At 68.8% G+C, this 18,881-nt stretch carries 15 protein-coding genes, 1 tRNA gene and 1 pseudogene; 12 read left to right on the forward strand and 5 right to left on the reverse strand.

Features of this window, described 5'->3' with window-relative positions:
• Positions 1-260 precede the first annotated feature (260 nt).
• A complete protein-coding gene (locus ACWFRB_RS05035; RefSeq protein WP_452639291.1) occupies positions 261-833 on the reverse strand; it encodes a TetR/AcrR family transcriptional regulator in 573 nt (190 codons plus the stop codon).
• A 54-nt stretch (positions 834-887) separates the two neighbouring features.
• Between ACWFRB_RS05035 and ACWFRB_RS05040 the strand changes: the two genes are divergently transcribed.
• The gene (locus ACWFRB_RS05040) at positions 888-1,940 is read left to right on the forward strand and encodes an FAD-dependent monooxygenase (RefSeq protein ID WP_452639292.1); all 1,053 of its coding nucleotides are present in this window, start codon (positions 888-890) and stop codon (positions 1,938-1,940) included.
• Between the two features lie 257 nt (positions 1,941-2,197).
• Positions 2,198-3,184 carry a cytochrome c oxidase assembly protein gene (locus tag ACWFRB_RS05045; protein WP_452639294.1) on the forward strand — a complete coding sequence of 329 codons (987 nt, stop codon included), beginning with the start codon at positions 2,198-2,200 and terminating at the stop codon, positions 3,182-3,184.
• 127 nt (positions 3,185-3,311) lie between these two features.
• Here the strand turns inward: ACWFRB_RS05045 and ACWFRB_RS05050 are convergent.
• Positions 3,312-3,397 (reverse strand) — tRNA-Leu (locus tag ACWFRB_RS05050).
• A 162-nt stretch (positions 3,398-3,559) separates the two neighbouring features.
• Between ACWFRB_RS05050 and ACWFRB_RS05055 the strand changes: the two genes are divergently transcribed.
• The 7 genes from ACWFRB_RS05055 to pknB all read left to right on the forward strand — a co-directional run bounded on the left by ACWFRB_RS05055 (position 3,560) and on the right by pknB (position 13,168).
• On the forward strand, positions 3,560-4,855 hold the full coding sequence (locus ACWFRB_RS05055; protein WP_452639295.1) for an FhaA domain-containing protein: 1,296 nt from the start codon (positions 3,560-3,562) through the stop codon (positions 4,853-4,855).
• A 166-nt stretch (positions 4,856-5,021) separates the two neighbouring features.
• The gene (locus ACWFRB_RS05060; RefSeq protein WP_452639296.1) at positions 5,022-5,486 is read left to right on the forward strand and encodes an FHA domain-containing protein FhaB/FipA; all 465 of its coding nucleotides are present in this window, start codon (positions 5,022-5,024) and stop codon (positions 5,484-5,486) included.
• Positions 5,483-6,940 carry a protein phosphatase 2C domain-containing protein gene (locus ACWFRB_RS05065; protein WP_452639298.1) on the forward strand — a complete coding sequence of 486 codons (1,458 nt, stop codon included), beginning with the start codon at positions 5,483-5,485 and terminating at the stop codon, positions 6,938-6,940. Before ACWFRB_RS05060 ends, ACWFRB_RS05065 begins: the two co-directional genes overlap by 4 nt.
• Positions 6,940-8,394 (forward strand): FtsW/RodA/SpoVE family cell cycle protein, encoded by a 1,455-nt coding sequence (locus ACWFRB_RS05070; protein ID WP_452639300.1) that lies wholly within the window; start codon positions 6,940-6,942, stop codon positions 8,392-8,394. The genes ACWFRB_RS05065 and ACWFRB_RS05070 overlap by 1 nt, the downstream gene beginning before the upstream one ends.
• The gene (locus ACWFRB_RS05075) at positions 8,391-9,881 is read left to right on the forward strand and encodes a peptidoglycan D,D-transpeptidase FtsI family protein (RefSeq protein WP_452639301.1); all 1,491 of its coding nucleotides are present in this window, start codon (positions 8,391-8,393) and stop codon (positions 9,879-9,881) included. Before ACWFRB_RS05070 ends, ACWFRB_RS05075 begins: the two co-directional genes overlap by 4 nt.
• A gap of 3 nt (positions 9,882-9,884) precedes the next feature.
• Complete coding sequence (locus ACWFRB_RS05080) at positions 9,885-11,246, forward strand: serine/threonine-protein kinase (RefSeq protein WP_452639303.1); 1,362 nt, start codon at positions 9,885-9,887, stop codon at positions 11,244-11,246.
• Positions 11,243-13,168 (forward strand): Stk1 family PASTA domain-containing Ser/Thr kinase, encoded by a 1,926-nt coding sequence (gene pknB / locus ACWFRB_RS05085; protein ID WP_452639305.1) that lies wholly within the window; start codon positions 11,243-11,245, stop codon positions 13,166-13,168. Before ACWFRB_RS05080 ends, pknB begins: the two co-directional genes overlap by 4 nt.
• Before the next feature lie 11 nt (positions 13,169-13,179).
• Here the strand turns inward: pknB and ACWFRB_RS05090 are convergent, their stop codons facing one another.
• Positions 13,180-14,073 (reverse strand): cupin domain-containing protein, encoded by an 894-nt coding sequence (locus ACWFRB_RS05090; RefSeq protein ID WP_452639306.1) that lies wholly within the window; start codon positions 14,071-14,073, stop codon positions 13,180-13,182.
• A 112-nt stretch (positions 14,074-14,185) separates the two neighbouring features.
• Positions 14,186-14,743: a helix-turn-helix domain-containing protein gene (locus ACWFRB_RS05095; RefSeq protein ID WP_452639307.1), complete on the reverse strand. Its 558-nt coding sequence runs from the start codon at positions 14,741-14,743 to the stop codon at positions 14,186-14,188.
• Between the two features lie 248 nt (positions 14,744-14,991).
• Here ACWFRB_RS05095 and ACWFRB_RS05100 point away from each other — a divergent pair, with 248 nt between their 5' ends.
• Positions 14,992-16,206 (forward strand): cytochrome P450, encoded by a 1,215-nt coding sequence (locus ACWFRB_RS05100; protein WP_452639309.1) that lies wholly within the window; start codon positions 14,992-14,994, stop codon positions 16,204-16,206.
• A 37-nt stretch (positions 16,207-16,243) separates the two neighbouring features.
• Entirely contained in the window at positions 16,244-16,663 is a 420-nt protein-coding gene (locus ACWFRB_RS05105; protein ID WP_452639310.1) for a limonene-1,2-epoxide hydrolase family protein, read from the forward strand.
• A 27-nt stretch (positions 16,664-16,690) separates the two neighbouring features.
• On the opposite strand, the pseudogene ACWFRB_RS05110 reads toward ACWFRB_RS05105, so the two are convergent.
• Positions 16,691-16,777 (reverse strand): annotated as a pseudogene (locus tag ACWFRB_RS05110) (muconolactone Delta-isomerase family protein); the annotation flags it as partial.
• 304 nt (positions 16,778-17,081) lie between these two features.
• On the opposite strand from ACWFRB_RS05110, the gene qcrB reads away from it, so the two are divergent.
• Entirely contained in the window at positions 17,082-18,761 is a 1,680-nt protein-coding gene (gene qcrB, locus ACWFRB_RS05115; RefSeq protein WP_452639312.1) for a cytochrome bc1 complex cytochrome b subunit, read from the forward strand.
• Positions 18,762-18,881 lie beyond the last annotated feature (120 nt).

Here is an 18,881-nt window from a genome sequence, read left to right on the forward strand (position 1 = left end):
ACAGACGACCAGCAACGCTGATGGCCATCACGTGGCAAACAAAGCGCCGACGCAACACTGGGCCGGCGCGCCCATTCAGCAGCGGCGACAGACGGTGATCGGGATGTGTCCCCGCCTCCGCCGACGTGGCTGAGTGACTATCTGGACGGTTGTGTGTCCAGCATGTTCCGAACACGATAATTCAGCACCCCCGTGGAGCGCCAACTTAGGTTAGCCTTTTTGGCCGCCTGACCAGTGCATAGGTCGGGAATCCCCGGCCCTCACCCGCGGCCGGAATCCGCCCCGAGCAGTGCACGGGTGACCGCCTCGATCTCGCCCGCGGGATCGAATTGTGCTGCGGGCGTTGATAACTGATGCAGAATCACGCCGTCGAGGTAGTCCGACAGGATTCGGCACCCCCGCTCCGGCTCGGCCACCCCCAGCCCCGCGAGCAGGCCCGTCGCCCAGGTGAGGAGTTCGCCCCTGGCCCTGCCGAGCGGAGTGGCCAGCCCCGGTTCCGACACCGCGGCGACGAACAGCGCGTACCGAGCGGCGGTCCGAACCCGGTCCGATCCCGTCGCCGACCGGACGAACGCGGTCATCCCGGCGACGAACTCGTCCACCGAGGCCGGCTGGGGCACCGCCGCGAGCGCGCGCCAGTCCTCGCGATCCCGCTCGACGAGCCGGAGCATGACCGCCTCCAGCAGCGATTCCCTGGTCCGGAAGTAGTTCGAGGTGGAGCCCTGCGGGATGCAGGCGACCTCGTCCACGGCCCGGTGGGTGAGCGCCCGCAGGCCACGCGTGCCGAGCACCTCGATGGCGGCGTCGAGGACGCGCTCACGCTTACCGGACATGCCGCGACACTACAACAGTAGTATCGGCACTACATCCGTAGTAGCGTGTGAGACATGAGGGGAACAGCAACCGTCGTCGGCGGCGGCATCGGCGGCCTCACCGCCGCGAACTACCTGATCCGGGCCGGATGGGAGGTTCGGGTGCACGAGCGCGCCGACGCGCTTCCCGACACCGGCACCGCCCTCGGCCTGTGGCCGCAGGCGCTCGCCGCCCTCGACGCGATCGGACTCGGCGACCGGGTCCGAGAGCTCAGCGTATCGCAGTCGTCCGGTGCGCTGCTGCGCCCGGACGGCACCGCCATCGCCCGCGTCACGGTGCGGGGCGGGTCCACCAGCCTGCTGTCGCGACCCGCGCTGCTGACCACCCTGGCCGCTCCCCTCGGTCCGGGAGTGCTGCGTTACGACACGACCGGGGACCGGTGCGGCGACGGGGCCGACGTCGTGATCGCCGCGGACGGCATCAACAGCCGGATCCGGGACGCGGTGTTCGGCGAGCGTTACCGCCCCCGCCCGCTCGGCATGACTGCCTGGCGGGGCTGGGTGTCCGGCACCGCCGACAACTCCGCCGAGACCTGGGGCGACGGCGCGCTCTTCGGGATCAGCCCGCGCGACGGTGGCCTGACGAACTTCTTCGCGGCGGTCCGCATGAAACCGGACATCGCGGGAGTGGAGCCTGCGGAACGACCAGACAACTCCGACGGCGGCGCCGCCTTCCTGCGGGATCGGTTCGGCAGCTGGCATGCCGAGGTCCGGGCGGTACTCGATCGGCTCGACCCCGCCGCGCTGCTCCACCACGACCTCTACGAGAGCCCGGCGCTGCCGTCGTACGTACGGGGCAACGTGGCCCTGATCGGCGATGCGGCACACGCGATGGCACCGAACCTGGGCCGCGGAGCGTGCGAGGCGATGATCGACGCGGTGGCCCTCGGCGAGGCGCTGACCGAGAGCGCGGACGTGCCCGAGGCGTTGCGCCGCTACGACCGGCGCCGTCGGCGGCCCACCCGTGCGCTGGTGCGCGCCTCGAGGACCATGGGGAAGGTGGCGACCACGACCCGGCTGACGCCGCTGAGGGATGTCGCGATCGGCCTGGCGACGAAGCTCGGGTGATGGCGAAACTGCCCTGAAATGACTACTGACCGCAGCGAACATGTCAGCTGCGGTCAGTGTTGCGGTAACCATAGCGTGACCGGATCGTGACCCGGTCGCACTGTGGTAGAGGTCACTGGACCAAGTCCCTATCGCTGCGCTCGACACCGCATCACGAGAACCGGCCGGTCACATGGCCCGATAGCGGTCCACCAGACCGGGATTGAGCGAAATGTACTGGTCAAGAACGAGTACTTGCCGGTCAGGCACAATGTGGAATGTCCTTTGTCGAGACCCCACTGACACTTTCGACTGCCCTGTTTTCGTGGCAATGGGATGTCCTGACGCTGACACTCACCGCCGGCCTCGGGTTCGGGTACTGGCGGGCGAACACGATCGCGGAGCGCCGCGGCGGCGGGGTCGGCCGGGTCCGTAGCTCGTACTTCCTGGTGCTGGGGTGCGCAATGTGGGCGTTCGCCGCGACCAGCTTCGTCGGCGTCTACGCCGACACGCTCTTCTGGGTCCGCGCCCTACAGGTCGTGATCCTGCTGTTCGTCGTGCCGTTCGGGTTGGCGCTCGGCAAACCCGTCACTGTGCTGCGCGATGCCGTCGGTTCCGCGGGCCGCAGGCGGGTGGACGCAACGCTGTCCAGCCGCGCCGCCAGGGTCCTCGCTCACCCCGCGACGACTTCGATGGCGATGCTCGCCACGCCATGGCTGTTGTACCTCACCGGCTGGTACCCGGCCGTTCTCGAGCATCAGTGGATCGATCAGCTCACTCGACTCGTGTTGGTGGTGGTCGGATTCGGGTACTTCTACTCGCGTCTGCAGGTCGATCCGGTACCTCGCCGGCACTCCCAACTGGTCTCCCTGACCATCACGATCTTCGAGACCATCGGTGACGGGTTGCTCGGGATCGTGATCTGGCTGGGCCCGGACATCGCCGCCGAGTACTACCAACAATTCGCCCGATCCTGGGGTCCCGACCAGCAAACCGACCAGACCATCGGCGCCGGGATCCTGTGGCTGCTCGGCGACGTCGTCGGAATTCCGTTCCTCTTCGCACTGATGCGGGCCTTCAAACTCGACGATCGCGCCAACACGGCGGCGATCGACGCCGAACTCGACGCCGCCGAACAGCGCCCCAACCCGGCTGAAGCCACAGTCGGTATCGCGGATCCAGCCCCCGTCGCCTCGACTCCCGCGCAGGCATTGTGGTGGGAGCAGGATCCTCAACTCCAGGAGCGCTTCAGCCGCAGCCAGTAGCCGCCGGGCCACGACTTGGCGTGATCACCGACGCATTCCGGGTTCGAGCCACCCACCGAAACGAAAACGAGGCCACGAGCTCTTTCGAGTTCGTGACCTCGTTCTCGGCAGTTCATGGAACTGCTCGTGGTGGGCGAAGGGGGACTTGAACCCCCACGTCCCGAAGGACACTGGCACCTGAAGCCAGCGCGTCTGCCATTCCGCCACTCGCCCGAGCGACGCCGGAAACATTAACACGCGCCGGCCGGGAATGACGATTCGCCCCCCCGACCTGCGAAGGAAGCGATCACCCACACCGGCATCCGGCAAAGGTAGATATCATGCAGGGGCGGCATCGAGGCCGCGACACGCCACCGGGACCGGAGAGGAGCCACGATGGGGATCGTCCAGCGATTCGAGCGCAAGCTGCAGGGCGCCGTCGGGGATGCCTTCGCCCGAGTCTTCGGAGGCGGCGTCATGCCCCAAGAGGTGGAATCCGCGCTCCAGCAGGAGGCCACCGACCGGGTTCAGCACCTCGATGGCGGACACCTGCTCGCCCCCAACATGTACGTGATCACCATCAACGAATCCGATCACGACGAACTGGCGACGGACCGGGACTTGACAGTCAAGGCCTTCGCCCGACACCTTGAGGGCTTCATCCGCGACCAGGGATGGCAGACCTATGGCCCCATCACCGTGCGGTTCGAACCGAGCCCGGCGTTGCACACGGGCCAGTTCCGGACCAGCGGGACGGTGGACCCCGATGCGGGGCGGCCACCGGCTCGTAGCCCCGGCCCGGAAGTGCACGCAGTCCCGCTACCTCGACCCTCCGCTCATCCGAACCCAGGAGCTGGCCCCATGACGCAGAACTCAGGCTACGACGCCAACCGCGAGCCCGCGGACAACGAGGGCCGGCCCGAATACCAGCCGGCCTACGCCTCGAACAGCTACGCCAACGGCAACAGCTACCCCAGCGAGCAGCCGCGCAACAACGGCTACGCGAGCGAGCAGCCACGCAACGGCTACGAGCGCCCCTACGGCGGCGGCTACCAGGATCCGTACGCGCAGGGCGGCAACGACCCGTACGCCCAGCCCGCCAACGATCCCTACGCACAGGGCGCAGCCGATCCCTACGCGCAGCAGGGCGGCAACGACCCGTACGCCCAGCCCGCCAACGATCCCTACGCACCGCAGGGCGGCTACCAGCAGGGCGCGCCGGCCTACCCGCCGCAGGCCCCCGCCTACCCGCCGCAGCAGCAGGGCTCCGGCTACCCGGCGCAGCAGGCCCCTCAGGCCCCGCAGAACTACGACTACCAGCAGGGCTCGTACGGCCAGGACTACCCGGCCTACGACCAGCAGCCGTACGGCGCGGGCGCGTACTCGGGCTTCGATGCCGACCGCACCTTCACGGTCACCCTGCAGCTCGAGGACGGCAGCGGCCGCAACTTCCAGCTCCGCGAGGGCCGCAACGTGATCGGCCGCGGGCAGGAGGCCCAGTTCCGGCTGCCCGACACCGGAGTCTCGCGCCGGCACATCGAGATCCGCTGGGACGGCCAGGTCGCGATGCTCTCGGATCTCGGCTCGACCAACGGCACCACCGTGAACGGCGCCCCGGTTCAGGATTGGCAGCTCGCCGACGGCGATGTCATCCGCGCGGGAAACTCCGAGATCCTGGTCCGTATCCTCTGACCCGCCACGGCGGAAACAACCGAACCAGCGGAAGCCTCTTCGGATTCCGTATGGTGGTTGCGCACCCATATCGCGATCGACACAGGCCGCATCGCCATAGGATGCTGCCTATAAAATGCCGGAGTTCGGGACCACCCGATCGCCACGAATGAGGAGGTGGACCGCCGTGCAGGGACTCATCCTGCAGTTGACCAGGGCGGGCTTCCTGCTGTTGCTGTGGCTGTTCGTCTGGGGCGTGCTCCGGACCCTGCGCAGTGACGTCTACGCCGCCTCGGGTGTGCGTGTGCCGCCCCGGTATTCGCGTAGCTCCTCGGTGCTGCCCTCGTTCGGCAAGCCGAAGGTGGCCAAGTTCCTCATCGTCACGCAGGGCGCGCTGGCTGGCACCCGCATCACGCTCAGCTCGCAGCCCGTCCTGATCGGCCGGGCCGACGATTCCACCCTCGTGCTCACCGACGACTACGCCTCCACCCGGCACGCCCGACTCTCCCAGCGCGGAACCGACTGGTACGTGGAGGATCTCGGATCGACCAACGGCACCTACCTGGACCGGGCGAAGGTGACCACCGCGGTGCGGGTCCCCCTCGGCACCCCGGTTCGCGTGGGCAAGACCGTGATCGAGCTGCGCCCGTGACCCTCGTCCTCCGTTACGCGGCGCGCAGCGACCGTGGCCTGGTGCGCTCGAACAACGAAGATTCCGTGTACGCGGGCGCCCGTCTGCTCGCGCTCGCCGACGGCATGGGCGGCCACGCCGCGGGCGAGGTCGCCTCCCAGCTGATGATCGCGGCCCTCGCGCACCTCGACGACGACGAACCCGGCGAGGACCTGCTGGGCAAGCTCGAGGCCGCCACCCGCGCGGGCAACGCCGCCATCGCCGATCAGGTCGAGGAGGAGCCCGAACTCGACGGCATGGGCACCACCCTGACCGCGATCCTGTTCGCGGGCAGCAAGCTCGGCCTGGTGCACATCGGCGACTCGCGCGCCTACCTGCTGCGCGACGGCGTGCTCACCCAGATCACCCGCGACGACACCTTCGTCCAGTCCCTCGTCGACGAGGGACGGATCACCGCCGAGCAGGCACACACCCACCCGCAGCGTTCCCTGATCATGCGGGCGCTGACCGGCAACGAGATCGAGCCGACGCTCACGGTCAGGGAGGCCCGCGCGGGCGACCGGTACCTGCTGTGCTCCGACGGACTCTCCGATGTCGTCAGCGACGAGACCATCTCGGAGGTGCTCGGTGAGGGGGAGCCCGGCGAGTCCGCCGACCGGCTGATCGAACTGGCGCTGCGCAGCGGCGGACCGGACAACGTCACGGTGGTCGTCGCCGACGTCATCGACCTCGACTACGGCCAGAGCCATCCCATCGTTGCGGGCGCCGCGTCCCACGAGGACGAGGACGACTCCCCGCCGCCGGACACCGCCGCCGGACGGGCCGCCGCCATGCGCCCGCCGCGGGCGACCCCGCGCCGGGTGACCGGCCCTGTCGACACCGACGCCGCCAAGCCGAAGCGACGACTGACCTGGATCCTGTTGGGACTGGGGCTGATCGCCGTCGTGGTCGTGGGACTCGTGGTCGGGCGCAGCCTGATCCGCAGCAACTACTACGTGGGTGCGGACGACAGCCGGGTGACCGTGCTGCGCGGCGTCCCCGGTTCCGTGTTCGGGTACTCGCTGCAGGAGGAAAACCTCGTCGGGTGCATCACCAACAGCGGCTCGCTGAGCCTGGTGACCCCGGACGCCGAACCGACGAACTGCACCCTGCTGATGGTGGACGACCTGCAGCCCTCGGCCCGTGAACAGGTGCGGGCAGGCCTGCCGTCGGGGAGCCTCGACGACGCCAAGCGGCAGATGAGCCGTCTGGCCACCGCCGACCTGCTCCCGGTGTGCCAGACCGTCACCGCCACGCCCCCCGCTCCCCCGGCGACCGGTGCACCCGCCGCGCCCGGCACCCCGGCCACGCCGACCACCCAACCGCCGCCCCCCGCGGCGCCGCCGACGCCAAGCGCCACCGCGACACCGCCGATCAGCCCCTCCGAGTTGGCTCAGGCACAGGTGCCCGGGCAGAACTGCAGGACCGGCCGCTGATGTCTGTCTCCGCGGCACCGTCGGGGCCCTCCTTCCCGAGTCCGGCCGGAGGGTTCGCGCCCGCACCCGTGCAATCGAACCGACGCAACGTCGAACTGCTGCTGATCTGCTGTGCCATCGCGATCACCACCCTGTCGCTCATCCTGGTGGAGGCGAGCCAGGAGCAGAAGATCACCCTCGACCTGGCCAAGTACGCGCTCGCCTACGCCGTCCTGTTCGTCATCGCCCACCTCGCGGTGCGCAGGTTCGCACCGCACGCCGACCCCTTGCTGCTGCCGATCGTCGCGCTGCTCAACGGTCTCGGACTGGTGCTCATCCACCGACTCGACCTCGCCGACGCCGCGACCGCGGCCTCCTTCGGGTGGGAGATCCCCTCCCCCGACGCCAATCAGCAGGTGCTGTGGACCGCGCTCGCGATCGCCGGCTTCATCGCGGTGCTGGTGTTCCTGGAGGACTACCGACTGCTGGCGCGCTACAGCTACACCCTCGGCCTGGCCGGCCTGGTGCTGCTCGCACTCCCCGCTGTGCTGCCCTCGTCGATGTCCGAGGTGAACGGCGCGAAGATCTGGATCAAGCTGCCGTTCTTCAGCATTCAGCCGGGAGAATTCGCCAAGATCCTGCTGATCATCTTCTTCGCCTCCGTCCTGGTATCCAAGCGCGAGCTGTTCACCACGGCGGGTAGGCATTTCTTGGGCATGGACCTGCCGCGCGCCCGTGACCTCGGGCCCATTCTCGTCGCCTGGGTCGTCTCGATCGGCGTCCTGGTGCTCGAGAAGGACCTGGGCACCTCGCTGCTGCTGTTCGGCACCGTGCTGGTGATGCTCTACATCGCCACGGAACGGGTCGGTTGGCTGCTGATCGGCGGTGGGCTGCTCGCGCTCGGGTTCGTGTTCGCCTATCAGCTCTTCGGCCACGTTCGGGTCCGGGTGAACACCTGGCTCGACCCGCTGGGCGACTACAACAACACCGGGTATCAGATCTCGCAGTCGCTGTTCGGGCTCGCAACCGGCGGCCTCGCAGGCACCGGCCTCGGCAGCGGGCGCCCGTCCCAGGTCCCGTTCGCGAAGACCGACTTCATCGTCGCCACGATCGGCGAGGAGCTCGGGCTGATCGGCCTTGCCGCCGTGCTGATGCTGTTCCTGATCTTCGTCATCCGCGGACTGCGGACCGCGCTGGCGGTGCGTGACAGCTTCGGCAAGCTGCTCGCCGCCGGGCTCTCGTTCACCGTGGCGATCCAGGTCTTCGTGGTCGTCGGCGGTGTGACCAAGCTGATCCCGCTGACCGGCCTGACCACCCCGTACATGTCGTACGGCGGCTCCTCCCTGCTGGCGAACTACCTGCTGCTGGCGCTGCTCATCAAGATCTCCGACTCCGCGCGGACCCCGCCGAAGCCCACGAAGAAGGGACCCGCTCCCATCGCGGACGCACCGACCGAAATGCTGAGGCGCCCATGAACACGCCCCTGCGCCGCGTCGCGATGGCGGTCATGGTGATGGTGGTGGCACTCCTGGCCAACGCCACGTACGTGCAGGTCATCAAAGCCGACGACCTGCGCACCGACCCGCGGAACTCCCGGATCCTGCTCGACGAGTACTCGCGTCAGCGCGGACAGATCTCGGCGGGCGGTCAGGTGCTGGCCGCGTCCATCCCCACCGACGACCGGTACAAGTACCTGCGCACGTATCCGCCGAACCCGGCGGCGCCGTCGAGCCCGTTCGCGAACGCGCCGGTCACCGGCTTCTACTCGATGCTCTACGGCAGCACGGGACTCGAGCGCACCGAGGACCAGGTGCTCAACGGCTCCGACAACCGACTGTTCGGGCGCCGGTTCTTCGACCTGGTCTCCGGGCGCGACCCGCGCGGCGGCAACGTGGTCACCACCCTCGACCCGGTCGTCCAGCAGGTGGCGTACGACCAGCTGACCGCGAAGGGCTACACCGGCTCGGTGGTCGCGATCAAGCCCAGCACCGGCGAGGTGCTTGCGATGGTGAGCACACCCAGCTACGACCCGAACCTGCTGGCCAGCCACGACGGCGCCGTCAGCACCCAGGCCTGGGAGGCGCTGAACGAGGACGAGGACAAGCCGCTGCTCAACCGGGCCATCTCGCAGACCTATCCGCCCGGCTCCACGTTCAAGGTGGTGGTCACCGCCGCCGCGCTGAGCAATGGGGCAAACCCGGAGGAGCAGCTGACCGCGGCGCCGAACATCACGCTGCCCGGCACCAACACCACGCTGGAGAACTACAACGGCAGCACCTGCGGCAGCGGTCCGACCGCCTCGCTGCGGGAGGCCTTCGCCAGGTCCTGCAACACGGCGTTCGTCGAGCTCGGCATCCGGACCGGCGCCGACGCCCTCAAGGAGGAGGCCGCCGGGTTCGGCATCCAGCCCGATTCGCCCGGCATCCCGATGCCGGTCGCGGACGGCACCGTCGGGTCGATTCCCGACGACGCCGCGCTCGGGCAGTCCAGCATCGGCCAGCGCGACGTCGCGCTGACGCCGCTGGAGAACGCCGTGATCGCCGCGACCGTCGCGAACGGCGGGGTCCGGATGCAGCCGCACGTGGTGGCCCAGTTGCAGAGTCCCGACCTGTCGAACCTGGCAACGACGCACCCCGAGTCGCTGGGTCAGGCGGTGTCCCCGCAGGTGGCGGCGACGCTCACCGACCTGATGATCGGCTCGGAGAACAACACCGGCGGCGGCAACAAGATCCCCGGCGTCCAGATCGCGTCCAAGACCGGAACCGCCGAGCACGGCAGCGATCCCCGCAACACCCCACCGCACGCCTGGTACATCGGGTTCGCCCCCGCTGCGAACCCGGAGATCGCGATCGCCGTGCTCGTGGAGAACGGCGGCGACCGCGCCCTGGCCGCGACCGGAGGCTCGGTCGCGGCACCGATCGGGCGGGCCGTCATCGAAGCCGGACTGCGGCAGGGGGGCTGAGTGATGAGTCTGAACAACGGCGCGGTGATCGCGAACCGGTACCGGCTGCAGCGGCTGATCGCCACCGGCGGCATGGGCCAGGTCTGGGAGGGCACCGACAACCGCCTGCACCGCCGAGTCGCGGTCAAGGTCCTCAAGTCGGAGTACTCCGCGGACCCCGAGTTCCTGGAGCGCTTCCGCACGGAGGCCCGCACCACCGCCCAGCTCAACCACCCCGGCATCGCGGGGATCTACGACTACGGCGAGACCCTCGACAGCGTCGGCCAGTCCACCGCGTACCTGGTGATGGAGCTGGTCAACGGAGAGCCGCTGAACGCGGTGCTGGGGCGTGTCGGCCGGCTGGCGCTGCCGCACGCGCTCGACATGCTCGAGCAGACCGGCCGCGCCCTGCAGGTGGCGCACGAGGCGGGCGTGGTGCACCGCGACGTCAAGCCCGGCAACATCCTGATCACCCCGGCCGGCCAGGTGAAGATCACCGACTTCGGCATCGCGAAGGCCGTCGAGGCCTCCCCGGTGACCAGGACCGGCATGGTGATGGGCACCGCCCAGTACATCGCGCCCGAACAGGCACTCGGACAGGACGCCTCGCCTGCCAGCGACGTGTACTCGTTGGGCGTGGTCGGCTACGAGGCCCTCGCCGGCCGCCGCCCGTTCATCGGCGACGGCGCGCTGACGGTGGCGATGAAGCACGTTCAGGAGGTGCCGAGCCCGCTGCCTGCGGATCTGCCACCGAACGTGCGCGAGCTGATCGACATCACGATGGCCAAGGACCCGGCCGCGCGGTACGGCAGCGGCGGCGAGTTCGCCGACGCGGTCGCCGTGGTCAGGTCGGGTGCGCGGCCGCCGCTGCCAGGGGCGGGCCTGCCGCCGCGGCCTGGAACGGGGGCGGTGCCGCCCGTCGTCGGGACCCAGATGTTGCCGACGTCCCAGCGCGAATATGCTGGCCCCGATTCCGGGTCGGTGCCGGCGGTGGCGACGGGCATGACCAAGGGACAGAAGATCCTGGCGTGGGGCGGCGGCGGACTGCTGCTCGCGGCCCTGCTGATCTCCATGTGGATCCTCCTGTCCGGCGGTGGCGGAGCGCCGAGTAGTCCGACGCCGCCGCGGGTGACCACGACGCGGCCGGTGGTCACCACCACCACCCGTCCGCCGGTGACAACGACGACGGAAGAGACGACGACCGACACCACGGAACCGACGACCACCACGACGGAACCGACCACGACCACCACCACGACGACGACCACCACGGAGCCGACGACCACCACGACGGAACCGACCACCACGACCACGACCGCGCCCCGCACGACCACCGCCACGACCACGCCGGACGTCCTCGAACCGGCCCCGCAAGGACAGCCATGACCACACCCCGCAAGCTCTCCTCCCGCTACGAGCTGGGCGAGATCCTCGGCTTCGGTGGCATGTCCGAGGTGCACCTCGCACGCGACATGCGCCTGAGCCGGGATGTCGCGATCAAGGTGCTGCGCGCCGACCTCGCCCGCGACCCCACGTTCTACCTCCGGTTCCGCCGCGAGGCGCAGAACGCGGCGGCCCTGAACCATCCGGCCATCGTGGCCGTCTACGACACCGGCGAGGCCGAGACCGACGGCGGTCCGTTGCCGTACATCGTGATGGAGTACGTCGACGGCGACACGCTGCGCGACATCGTCCGCACCGAGGGCCCCATGCAGGCCCGGCGCGCGATGGAGGTCATCGCCGACGTCTGTGCGGCGCTCGATTTCAGCCATCGCAACGGGATCGTGCACCGCGACATCAAGCCGGCGAACATCATGATCAACCGCGCGGGCGCGGTGAAGGTGATGGACTTCGGTATCGCCCGCGCGATCTCCGATGCCTCCAGCCCGATGACGCAGACCTCCGCGGTGATCGGCACGGCGCAGTACCTCTCGCCCGAGCAGGCGCGTGGGGAGCAGGTCGACGCACGCTCGGACGTGTACTCGCTCGGCTGTGTGCTGTTCGAGATCCTCACCGGCGAGCCGCCGTTCAAGGGCGATTCCCCGGTGGCCGTCGCCTACCAGCACGTCCGGGAGGACCCGGCCCTGCCGTCGAGCGTCAACCCGAACGTGCCGCGCGAGCTCGACTCGGTGATCCTCAAGGCAATGAGCAAGAACCCGGCCAACCGGTACCAGAGCGCCGCCGACATGCGCTCCGATCTGGTGCGGGTGCTCGGCGGTCAGCGTCCTGGCGCGCCGATGGTGATGAACGACGAGGACCGCACCACGATTCTCGGCGCGGTGGACGCGCCGAACCGGTACGGCGCACCCCCCGTCTCGCCCCCGCCGGTGGCTCAGGCGGCCGCGCCTGCGCCCGAGGACGGCCAGCCGCGCAGCCGCAAGGCAGTGCGCGCGGTACTGCTGTCGCTGGCGGCGCTGGCGGTGATCGGCATCGTCGGCGCGTTCCTGTGGTCGCTCGGGCCCGGCTCGAAGGCCGAACAGGTCACGGTCCCGAACGTCGCCAACCAGTCCGCGCAGGACGCCCAGAACGCGCTGCAGGATCTCGGTTTCCGGGTGCAGACGCAGCCGAAGCCGAGCGATGCCGTGGCCTCGGGCAGCGTCATCACCAGCATCCCCGTCGCGGGGACCAGGGCCGACGAGGGCACCACGGTGACCCTCGACGTGTCCACCGGTCCGCAGGAGGCTGAGGTCCCGACGCTGACCGGCATGACGCAGGCGCAGGCGGCGCAGGCGCTGAACGCGATCGGCCTGCAGTTGGACCCGACGGTGAGCACCGCCACGTCGACGCAGGACCAGCTGGACAAGGTGGTCGCGCAGAAGCCGGAAGCCGGGTCGAATGTCGCGCTGGACGGCGCCGTGAAGATCACCCTCGGCAGCGGACCGGAACAGATCCGGATCCCGAACGTCGTCGGCCAGACCCTCGACGTCGCACAACCCAACATCGAGGGTGCCGGCTTCAAGGTCCAGGTCGAGAACATCGACTCCGGCCGGCCCAAGGGCGAGGTGGTCTCCACCGACCCGACCGGCGGCACCGCGGCGGCCAAGGGCGCCACCGTCAAGATCCGGGTCTCGAACGGCAACATGGTCACGATGCCCAACCTGAACAACCTGAGCGTGTCGCAGGCGCTGGACTCACTGCGGCGCGCGGGCTGGACCGGATCCTCGAGCCAGCTCGTCCAGCATCCGGAGGCCACCCTGGAGACCGATCAGGTCGGCAAGGTGGTCACCCAGGCGCAGCCGGCGGGCTCGGAGATCTCCAAGACCTCGACCATCTCGGTCGGGATCGGTCAGCTCGGGATTCCCCGGTAGCCGGGACCGCCTCACCGCTCCGGCGTGGACGACTGGGTTCGTCGCCACCGGAGCGGTGAGGTGGCGAAGCGCTTCCGGAAGGCTCGACTGAACGCGGCGTCGGACTCGTAGCCGACCATCGTGGCGATGGTGCCGACCTGCGTGGAACTGTGCCGCAGCAGCTCGGTGGCGCGGTCCAGCCGGCGCTCTGTGACATAGGCGCCCGGTGTCTGCCCGACGAGGCGGGTGAACCGTTCGGCGAAGGCGGAACGGGACAGCGTCGCCAAGTGAGCCAGCGCCTCGACGCTCCAGTCTCGGGCCGGATCTCGGTGGATGGCCTCGAGCGCCCTGCCCACCTGGGGGTCCATCGCCGCGGTCAGCCAGCCGCCCTCGGCGACCCCACTGCCTGCCCAGGCGCGCAAGATCTGGACGAAGAGCAGGTCCAGGATGCGGGAGACCATCACGGCGGATCCGGGCTTCGGGTTCGTGACCTCCTCGCCGAGCAGTCGGCCACTCACCTCCAGCCACTCGAACCGGGTTCCCGGCCCCTGGTGGAGCTCGATCGCGGGCGGTAGGACCGCGAGCAGGCGAGCGGCAGGCACCTCGTCAAGGATGAACGTGCCGCGCAGCCACCGCGCGGCGGGGGCGCGATCCGCCGCGTCCTGGCTGCTCTCCACCGAATGCGCACAGCCGTGCGGAAGCAGGGCCACGTCTCCGGCCCCGAGCATGATCAGCGTCGCGGTGTCGCCGATCCGGATGACGACCTCGCCACGCTCGACCAGGTACAGCGCCCGCAGCCCGCCTGCGGGTGCCACGGCGAACGGCGGAACGGACTCGCAGCGGTCGATCTGGTCGCCGCGCAGCCGGATCGTCTCGAGGACCTCCGACAATGCGTCCGGCCGGGTCCGGACGTCATCGACCGTCATGTGCTCCCTCGTTCCATCTCGGCCGCTCGCGCCGTCCGCTCGCGTCCGTCCAATCTCGGCGCGGCGGACCCCGCCGTCAAGCGGCGTTGCCAACGGCCGCGCCCCTCGGCTGCTAGCGGAACGCCGGCTCCACGAAGCGTTCGACGATCCGGCGCTCCATCGCCGGGTCGCCCGCAGGCACGGTCAGCAGCGAGATGACCACCCGCACAATCCATTGCGCGGCCTCCGGGTCGGGCGCGATGCCCGTCAACGCCGTGGCGACCCTGCCGAGTTCTGGAGACGACGCGAGATAGTCGTCGCCGCGACCGGTCCGTGAATTCGTCAGCCACTGTGACAGCGCGGCGTCCGCGCGCACGGCCGCGACGGAGATCAGGATCGCCTCGACGATCCGGCGGGAACCGCTCAGCGGTTCCACCGCGGCCGCTACCTGCTGGGCCACCGCAGTCGCCGCCGCGGCGACGACTCCGCCGACCAGCGCGGACTTGCCCCCGACGTACCGGTAGAGGGTTGCCCGTGAACACCCGGCCCTTGCCGCGACATCCTCGACGCCGACCCGATCGAGTCCCCGCTCCAGAAACAGCTCTGCCGCCGCGGCGTGAATCCTCGCCACCGCGATCGCTCGCCGGTTGCCGCCGGCCAGCCAATCCGAACCCGCGTCCGATTCATCCACGAAACGCCTCCCGAATGCTGTCTCGACTTTGTCTCAAGGTGAGACAAATCTGTCGATCAGTCTATAACTCGATCCGCAGCTCACCGCGGTGAGCTGCGATAGGGCCGCACCGGATCGACAGCGTGAGATTTCCGGTTCAAGCAGGTCACGCCGCACGATCTCATCTTCTTCCGCACCCTTGACAGGCACTCGGCCCCGGGTGGACGGTGATGCTTCTGAAACAGGTTCTACTACCGGTGGGAGATTCGATGACCGCGTTGCCGCTCGAGGGGATCGACATTTTCGATCCCGCGAATCTCGACGACCCGAACCGGCTGTACCGGGCACTGCGGGAGAACTCGCCCGTCCATCGGGTCCCGGGAACCGACTTCTACCTCGTGTCCACATGGGACCTGGTCACCGAGGCCGCGGCCCGCGTCGACGACTTCTCCTCCAACCTGACCGGGGTCCTGGTCCAACAGCAGGACGGGCCGCCGCTCACCTTCGACATGGATGGGGGCGGGCAGGCGATCCACGTGCTCGCGACCGCCGACGATCCGACCCACGCCCACCACCGAAAGCTGGTGCTGCAGACGCTCGGCAAGAGAATTCGCGCGCTGGGCCCGACCGTCGACCTGCTGGCCGATCGGCTGTGGGACGAGGGCCTGCGGGACGGCCGGATCGACTATGCGGCCGACATGGCGGACAAGCTGCCCCTCGCGCTGATCGCCAACCTCGTCGGCCTCCCCGAGGGCGACGTCCCGCAGCTGTTGACCTGGGCGTACGACAGCACCGAGCTGCTCGGCGGAGTGGTCACCGCAGACCGGCTCGGGCAGCTGGTGACCTCGTCCGTCGAGCTCGCCGGATACCTGCACACCCAGTTCATCCGGGCCAAGAGCGACCCACAGGACGACTACATGGGCGTCCTCGCCCGCGCCTGCGCTTCCGGTGACCTCACCGACGACGTCGCGGTCCTGATGCTCGTGCAGCTGGTCGGTGCGGGCGGTGAGTCCACGGCTGGACTGATCGCCAACTCGGCGCGTCTGCTCACCACCAACCCCGAGATCCAGAGCCGGCTCCGCGACAACCCCGCGCTCATCGATCATTTCCTGGACGAGGCGCTCCGGCTGGAATCCCCTTTCCGGGCGCATCACCGGCACGTCGTCGCCGACACCACGCTGGGCGGGGTCACGCTCCCTGCGGGCAGTCACGCGCTCCTGCTGTGGGGCTCGGCCAACCGCGACCCGGCACGATTCGATCGTCCCGACGAGGTCGTCCTCGACCGCCCGAGCATCCGCTCCCATCTCGCCTTCGGCAAGGGCACCCACTTCTGCGTCGGCTCTGCGCTCGCCCGGATGGAGGCCGTCGCCGCCATCACCCTGCTCATCGAACGCAGTTCCGACATCACCCTCGCCGACGACGCGACCTGGGTTCCGAGCATCTTCGTTCGACGGCACCTCGGTCTGCCGCTCCAGATCAACTGACCGACAAGTCGATCCGACCACAAGGACAGGAACACCGATGACCTCCACCCAGGACGCGACCACCTCGGCACGCACACACACCGACCCGGGCGACCTCGTCACCGCTTTCTGCGCCGAGTGGAAGGCGGGCGACGCGGTGGCGATCGCCGGCTACTTCAGCGAAGACGCTGTGTACCACAACATTCCGATGGAACCACTGGTCGGACGTGCGGCCATCGCGGACTTCCTGAACGGCTTCATCTCGGCGTTCGGCGGAATCGAGTTCACCATCCACCACCAGGCGGTGAACGGGACCGTCGTCCTCAACGAACGCACCGATCGGTTCGATCTCGGCGACAAGCACGTGGAGTTGCCCGTGATGGGTGTCTTCGAGATCGAGTCGGGCGAAATCATCTCGTGGCGAGACTATTTCGACATGGCCCCGATCACGAAGCTCCTGTCCGGGGATGCGGGCTGACCGCCTCGGTGCCAGATCACCCGATGGCGCCCCATACTCGGTCAGCGACATGATCTCTATCGTCATGTAGGGGAACAGCGGCAGGTTCCACAGGATCTCGTGCGGCTCGTCCGCCCGATGTGACTTCGAAGTCGCCGATGTCGCTCTGGACGATCCCGGGTCACAAGGTCGTGGGCATGGGCGGGGCCATGGATATGGAGTCAGCGCAGGCCAAGGACGCGCAGAGGCACCGGAGGCGCGTCATGTTTCCCTTCACCCGGGCCACCGCCAGGACTAAACTGCAAGGGCACTGAGTAGTTGAGAAGCGTGTGCGCTGCGCGCTCGATTTCGACCTTGCGAGGCCGCCGCTGCACCCGCCACCTAGGCCGGACACGGGTTCGCGCTGGACTTGCGTTTCCGGTGGGAGAGGGGCCACGACATGAGTCGTCGCCAGTCCAATGTCTCCGCTCACCCCGCCAAGGCGGCCGAGAGCATGGACTCGCGCTATCACCTCGCCGCGGGCATGCGACGGCAGATCAACAAGGTCTTCCCGACCCATTGGTCCTTTCTGCTCGGCGAGATCGCGCTCTACAGCTTCGTCATCCTGCTGATCTCGGGTGTCTACCTGACGCTGTTCTTCGACCCGTCGATGGCGGAGGTCGTCTACGACGGCGCCTACCAGCCGCTGCGCGGTGTGGAGATGTCCCGGGCGTACGAGACCGCGTTGAACATCTCGTTCGAGGTGCGCGGCGGCCTGTTCGTCCGGCAGATCCACCACTGGGCCGCGCTGATGTTCGCGGCGTCGATCATCGTGCACCTGCTGCGCATCTTCTTCACCGGTGCGTTCCGGCGCCCGCGTGAGGCGAACTGGGTCATGGGCTGCCTGCTGCTGATCCTGGCGATGTTCGAGGGCTTCTTCGGCTACTCGCTCCCCGACGACCTGCTGTCCGGCACCGGCCTCCGCGCCGCGCTGTCCGGCATCACGCTGAGCGTCCCGGTGATCGGTACCTGGATGCAGTGGCTGATCTTCGACGGCGACTTCCCCGGCCAGCTGATCATCCCGCGCCTGTACGTGGCACACGTGCTGCTGGTGCCCGGCATCATCCTGGCGCTGATCGGCGCACACCTGGCGCTGGTCTGGTACCAGAAGCACACCCAGTTCCCCGGCGCAGGTCGCACGGAGCATAACGTCGTCGGCGTCCGCATCCTCCCGGTGTTCGCGGCCAAGTCCGGTGGGTTCTTCTCGGTGACCTTCGGCGTGCTGGCCCTGATGGGCGGCCTGCTGCAGATCAACCCGATCTGGAACCTCGGCCCGTACAACCCGTCTCAGGTGTCCGCGGGCGTCCAGCCCGACATCTACATGATGTGGACCGACGGCATGGCGCGCCTGTGGCCGCCGTGGGAGATCTACCTGTGGGGCACCTACATGGTCCCGGCGGCCTTCGCGACCGCGGTCATCATGGGCCTGGTGTTCACGGTGCTGATCGCCTACCCGTGGATCGAGAAGAAGTTCACCAAGGACGACGCTCACCACAACCTGCTGCAGCGTCCGCGCGATGTTCCTGTGCGCACCTCCATCGGCGCGATGGCCCTGACGTTCTACGCCATCCTGACGATCATGTGCGTCAACGACATCATCGCGTACAAGTTCAACATCTCGCTGAACGCGATGACGTGGATCGGTCGCATCGGCCTGGTCCTGTTGCCGCCGCTCGCCTACTTCGTCACCTACCGGTTCTGCCTCGGCCTCCAGCGGAGCGACCGCCAGATGCTCGAGCACGGCATCGAGACCGGCGTGATCAAGCGCCTGCCGCACGGCGAGTACGTCGAGATCCACCAGCCGCTCGGACCCGTGGACGAACACGGCCACCCGATCCCACTGGAGTACCAGGGCGCGGGCGTCCCGAAGAAGATGAACAAGCTCGGTTTGGCAGGCAAGCCCGGCTCCGGATCCCTGCTCATCGCCGACCCGGCCGACCAGGCCGATGCTCTCGCCGCGGCCGAACACAAGAACGAGCACGACCAGATGGCGATCCTCAAGGACTACCAGGACAAGACACACGGACACGGCGCGTACGCCGACGGGCGCGGACCGTCGGGCGACGGCAGCGAGCGCTGACACGAACGGTCCCGGGTCGGCCCTGCCCAGGCTTCGACCTCGAAACCGTCACGCCGATCCGTCGCCTCGCTCCGCCGGGGTCGGACGCTGGACCGCCTGCACCCCGGCCACCGCATCGGG

Source organism: Rhodococcus sp. NPDC055112 (genome assembly GCF_053607505.1).

Coding starts and splice junctions, on each gene's coding strand:
- ACWFRB_RS05035 (WP_452639291.1), bottom strand. CDS start 833: ATGTCCGGTAAGCGTGAGCGCGTCCTCGACGCCGCCATCGAGGTGCTC.
- ACWFRB_RS05040 (WP_452639292.1), top strand. CDS start 888: ATGAGGGGAACAGCAACCGTCGTCGGCGGCGGCATCGGCGGCCTCACC.
- ACWFRB_RS05045 (WP_452639294.1), top strand. CDS start 2,198: ATGTCCTTTGTCGAGACCCCACTGACACTTTCGACTGCCCTGTTTTCG.
- ACWFRB_RS05055 (WP_452639295.1), top strand. CDS start 3,560: ATGGGGATCGTCCAGCGATTCGAGCGCAAGCTGCAGGGCGCCGTCGGG.
- ACWFRB_RS05070 (WP_452639300.1), top strand. CDS start 6,940: ATGTCTGTCTCCGCGGCACCGTCGGGGCCCTCCTTCCCGAGTCCGGCC.
- ACWFRB_RS05075 (WP_452639301.1), top strand. CDS start 8,391: ATGAACACGCCCCTGCGCCGCGTCGCGATGGCGGTCATGGTGATGGTG.
- ACWFRB_RS05080 (WP_452639303.1), top strand. CDS start 9,885: ATGAGTCTGAACAACGGCGCGGTGATCGCGAACCGGTACCGGCTGCAG.
- pknB (WP_452639305.1), top strand. CDS start 11,243: ATGACCACACCCCGCAAGCTCTCCTCCCGCTACGAGCTGGGCGAGATC.
- ACWFRB_RS05090 (WP_452639306.1), bottom strand. CDS start 14,073: ATGACGGTCGATGACGTCCGGACCCGGCCGGACGCATTGTCGGAGGTC.
- ACWFRB_RS05100 (WP_452639309.1), top strand. CDS start 14,992: ATGACCGCGTTGCCGCTCGAGGGGATCGACATTTTCGATCCCGCGAAT.
- ACWFRB_RS05105 (WP_452639310.1), top strand. CDS start 16,244: ATGACCTCCACCCAGGACGCGACCACCTCGGCACGCACACACACCGAC.
- qcrB (WP_452639312.1), top strand. CDS start 17,082: ATGAGTCGTCGCCAGTCCAATGTCTCCGCTCACCCCGCCAAGGCGGCC.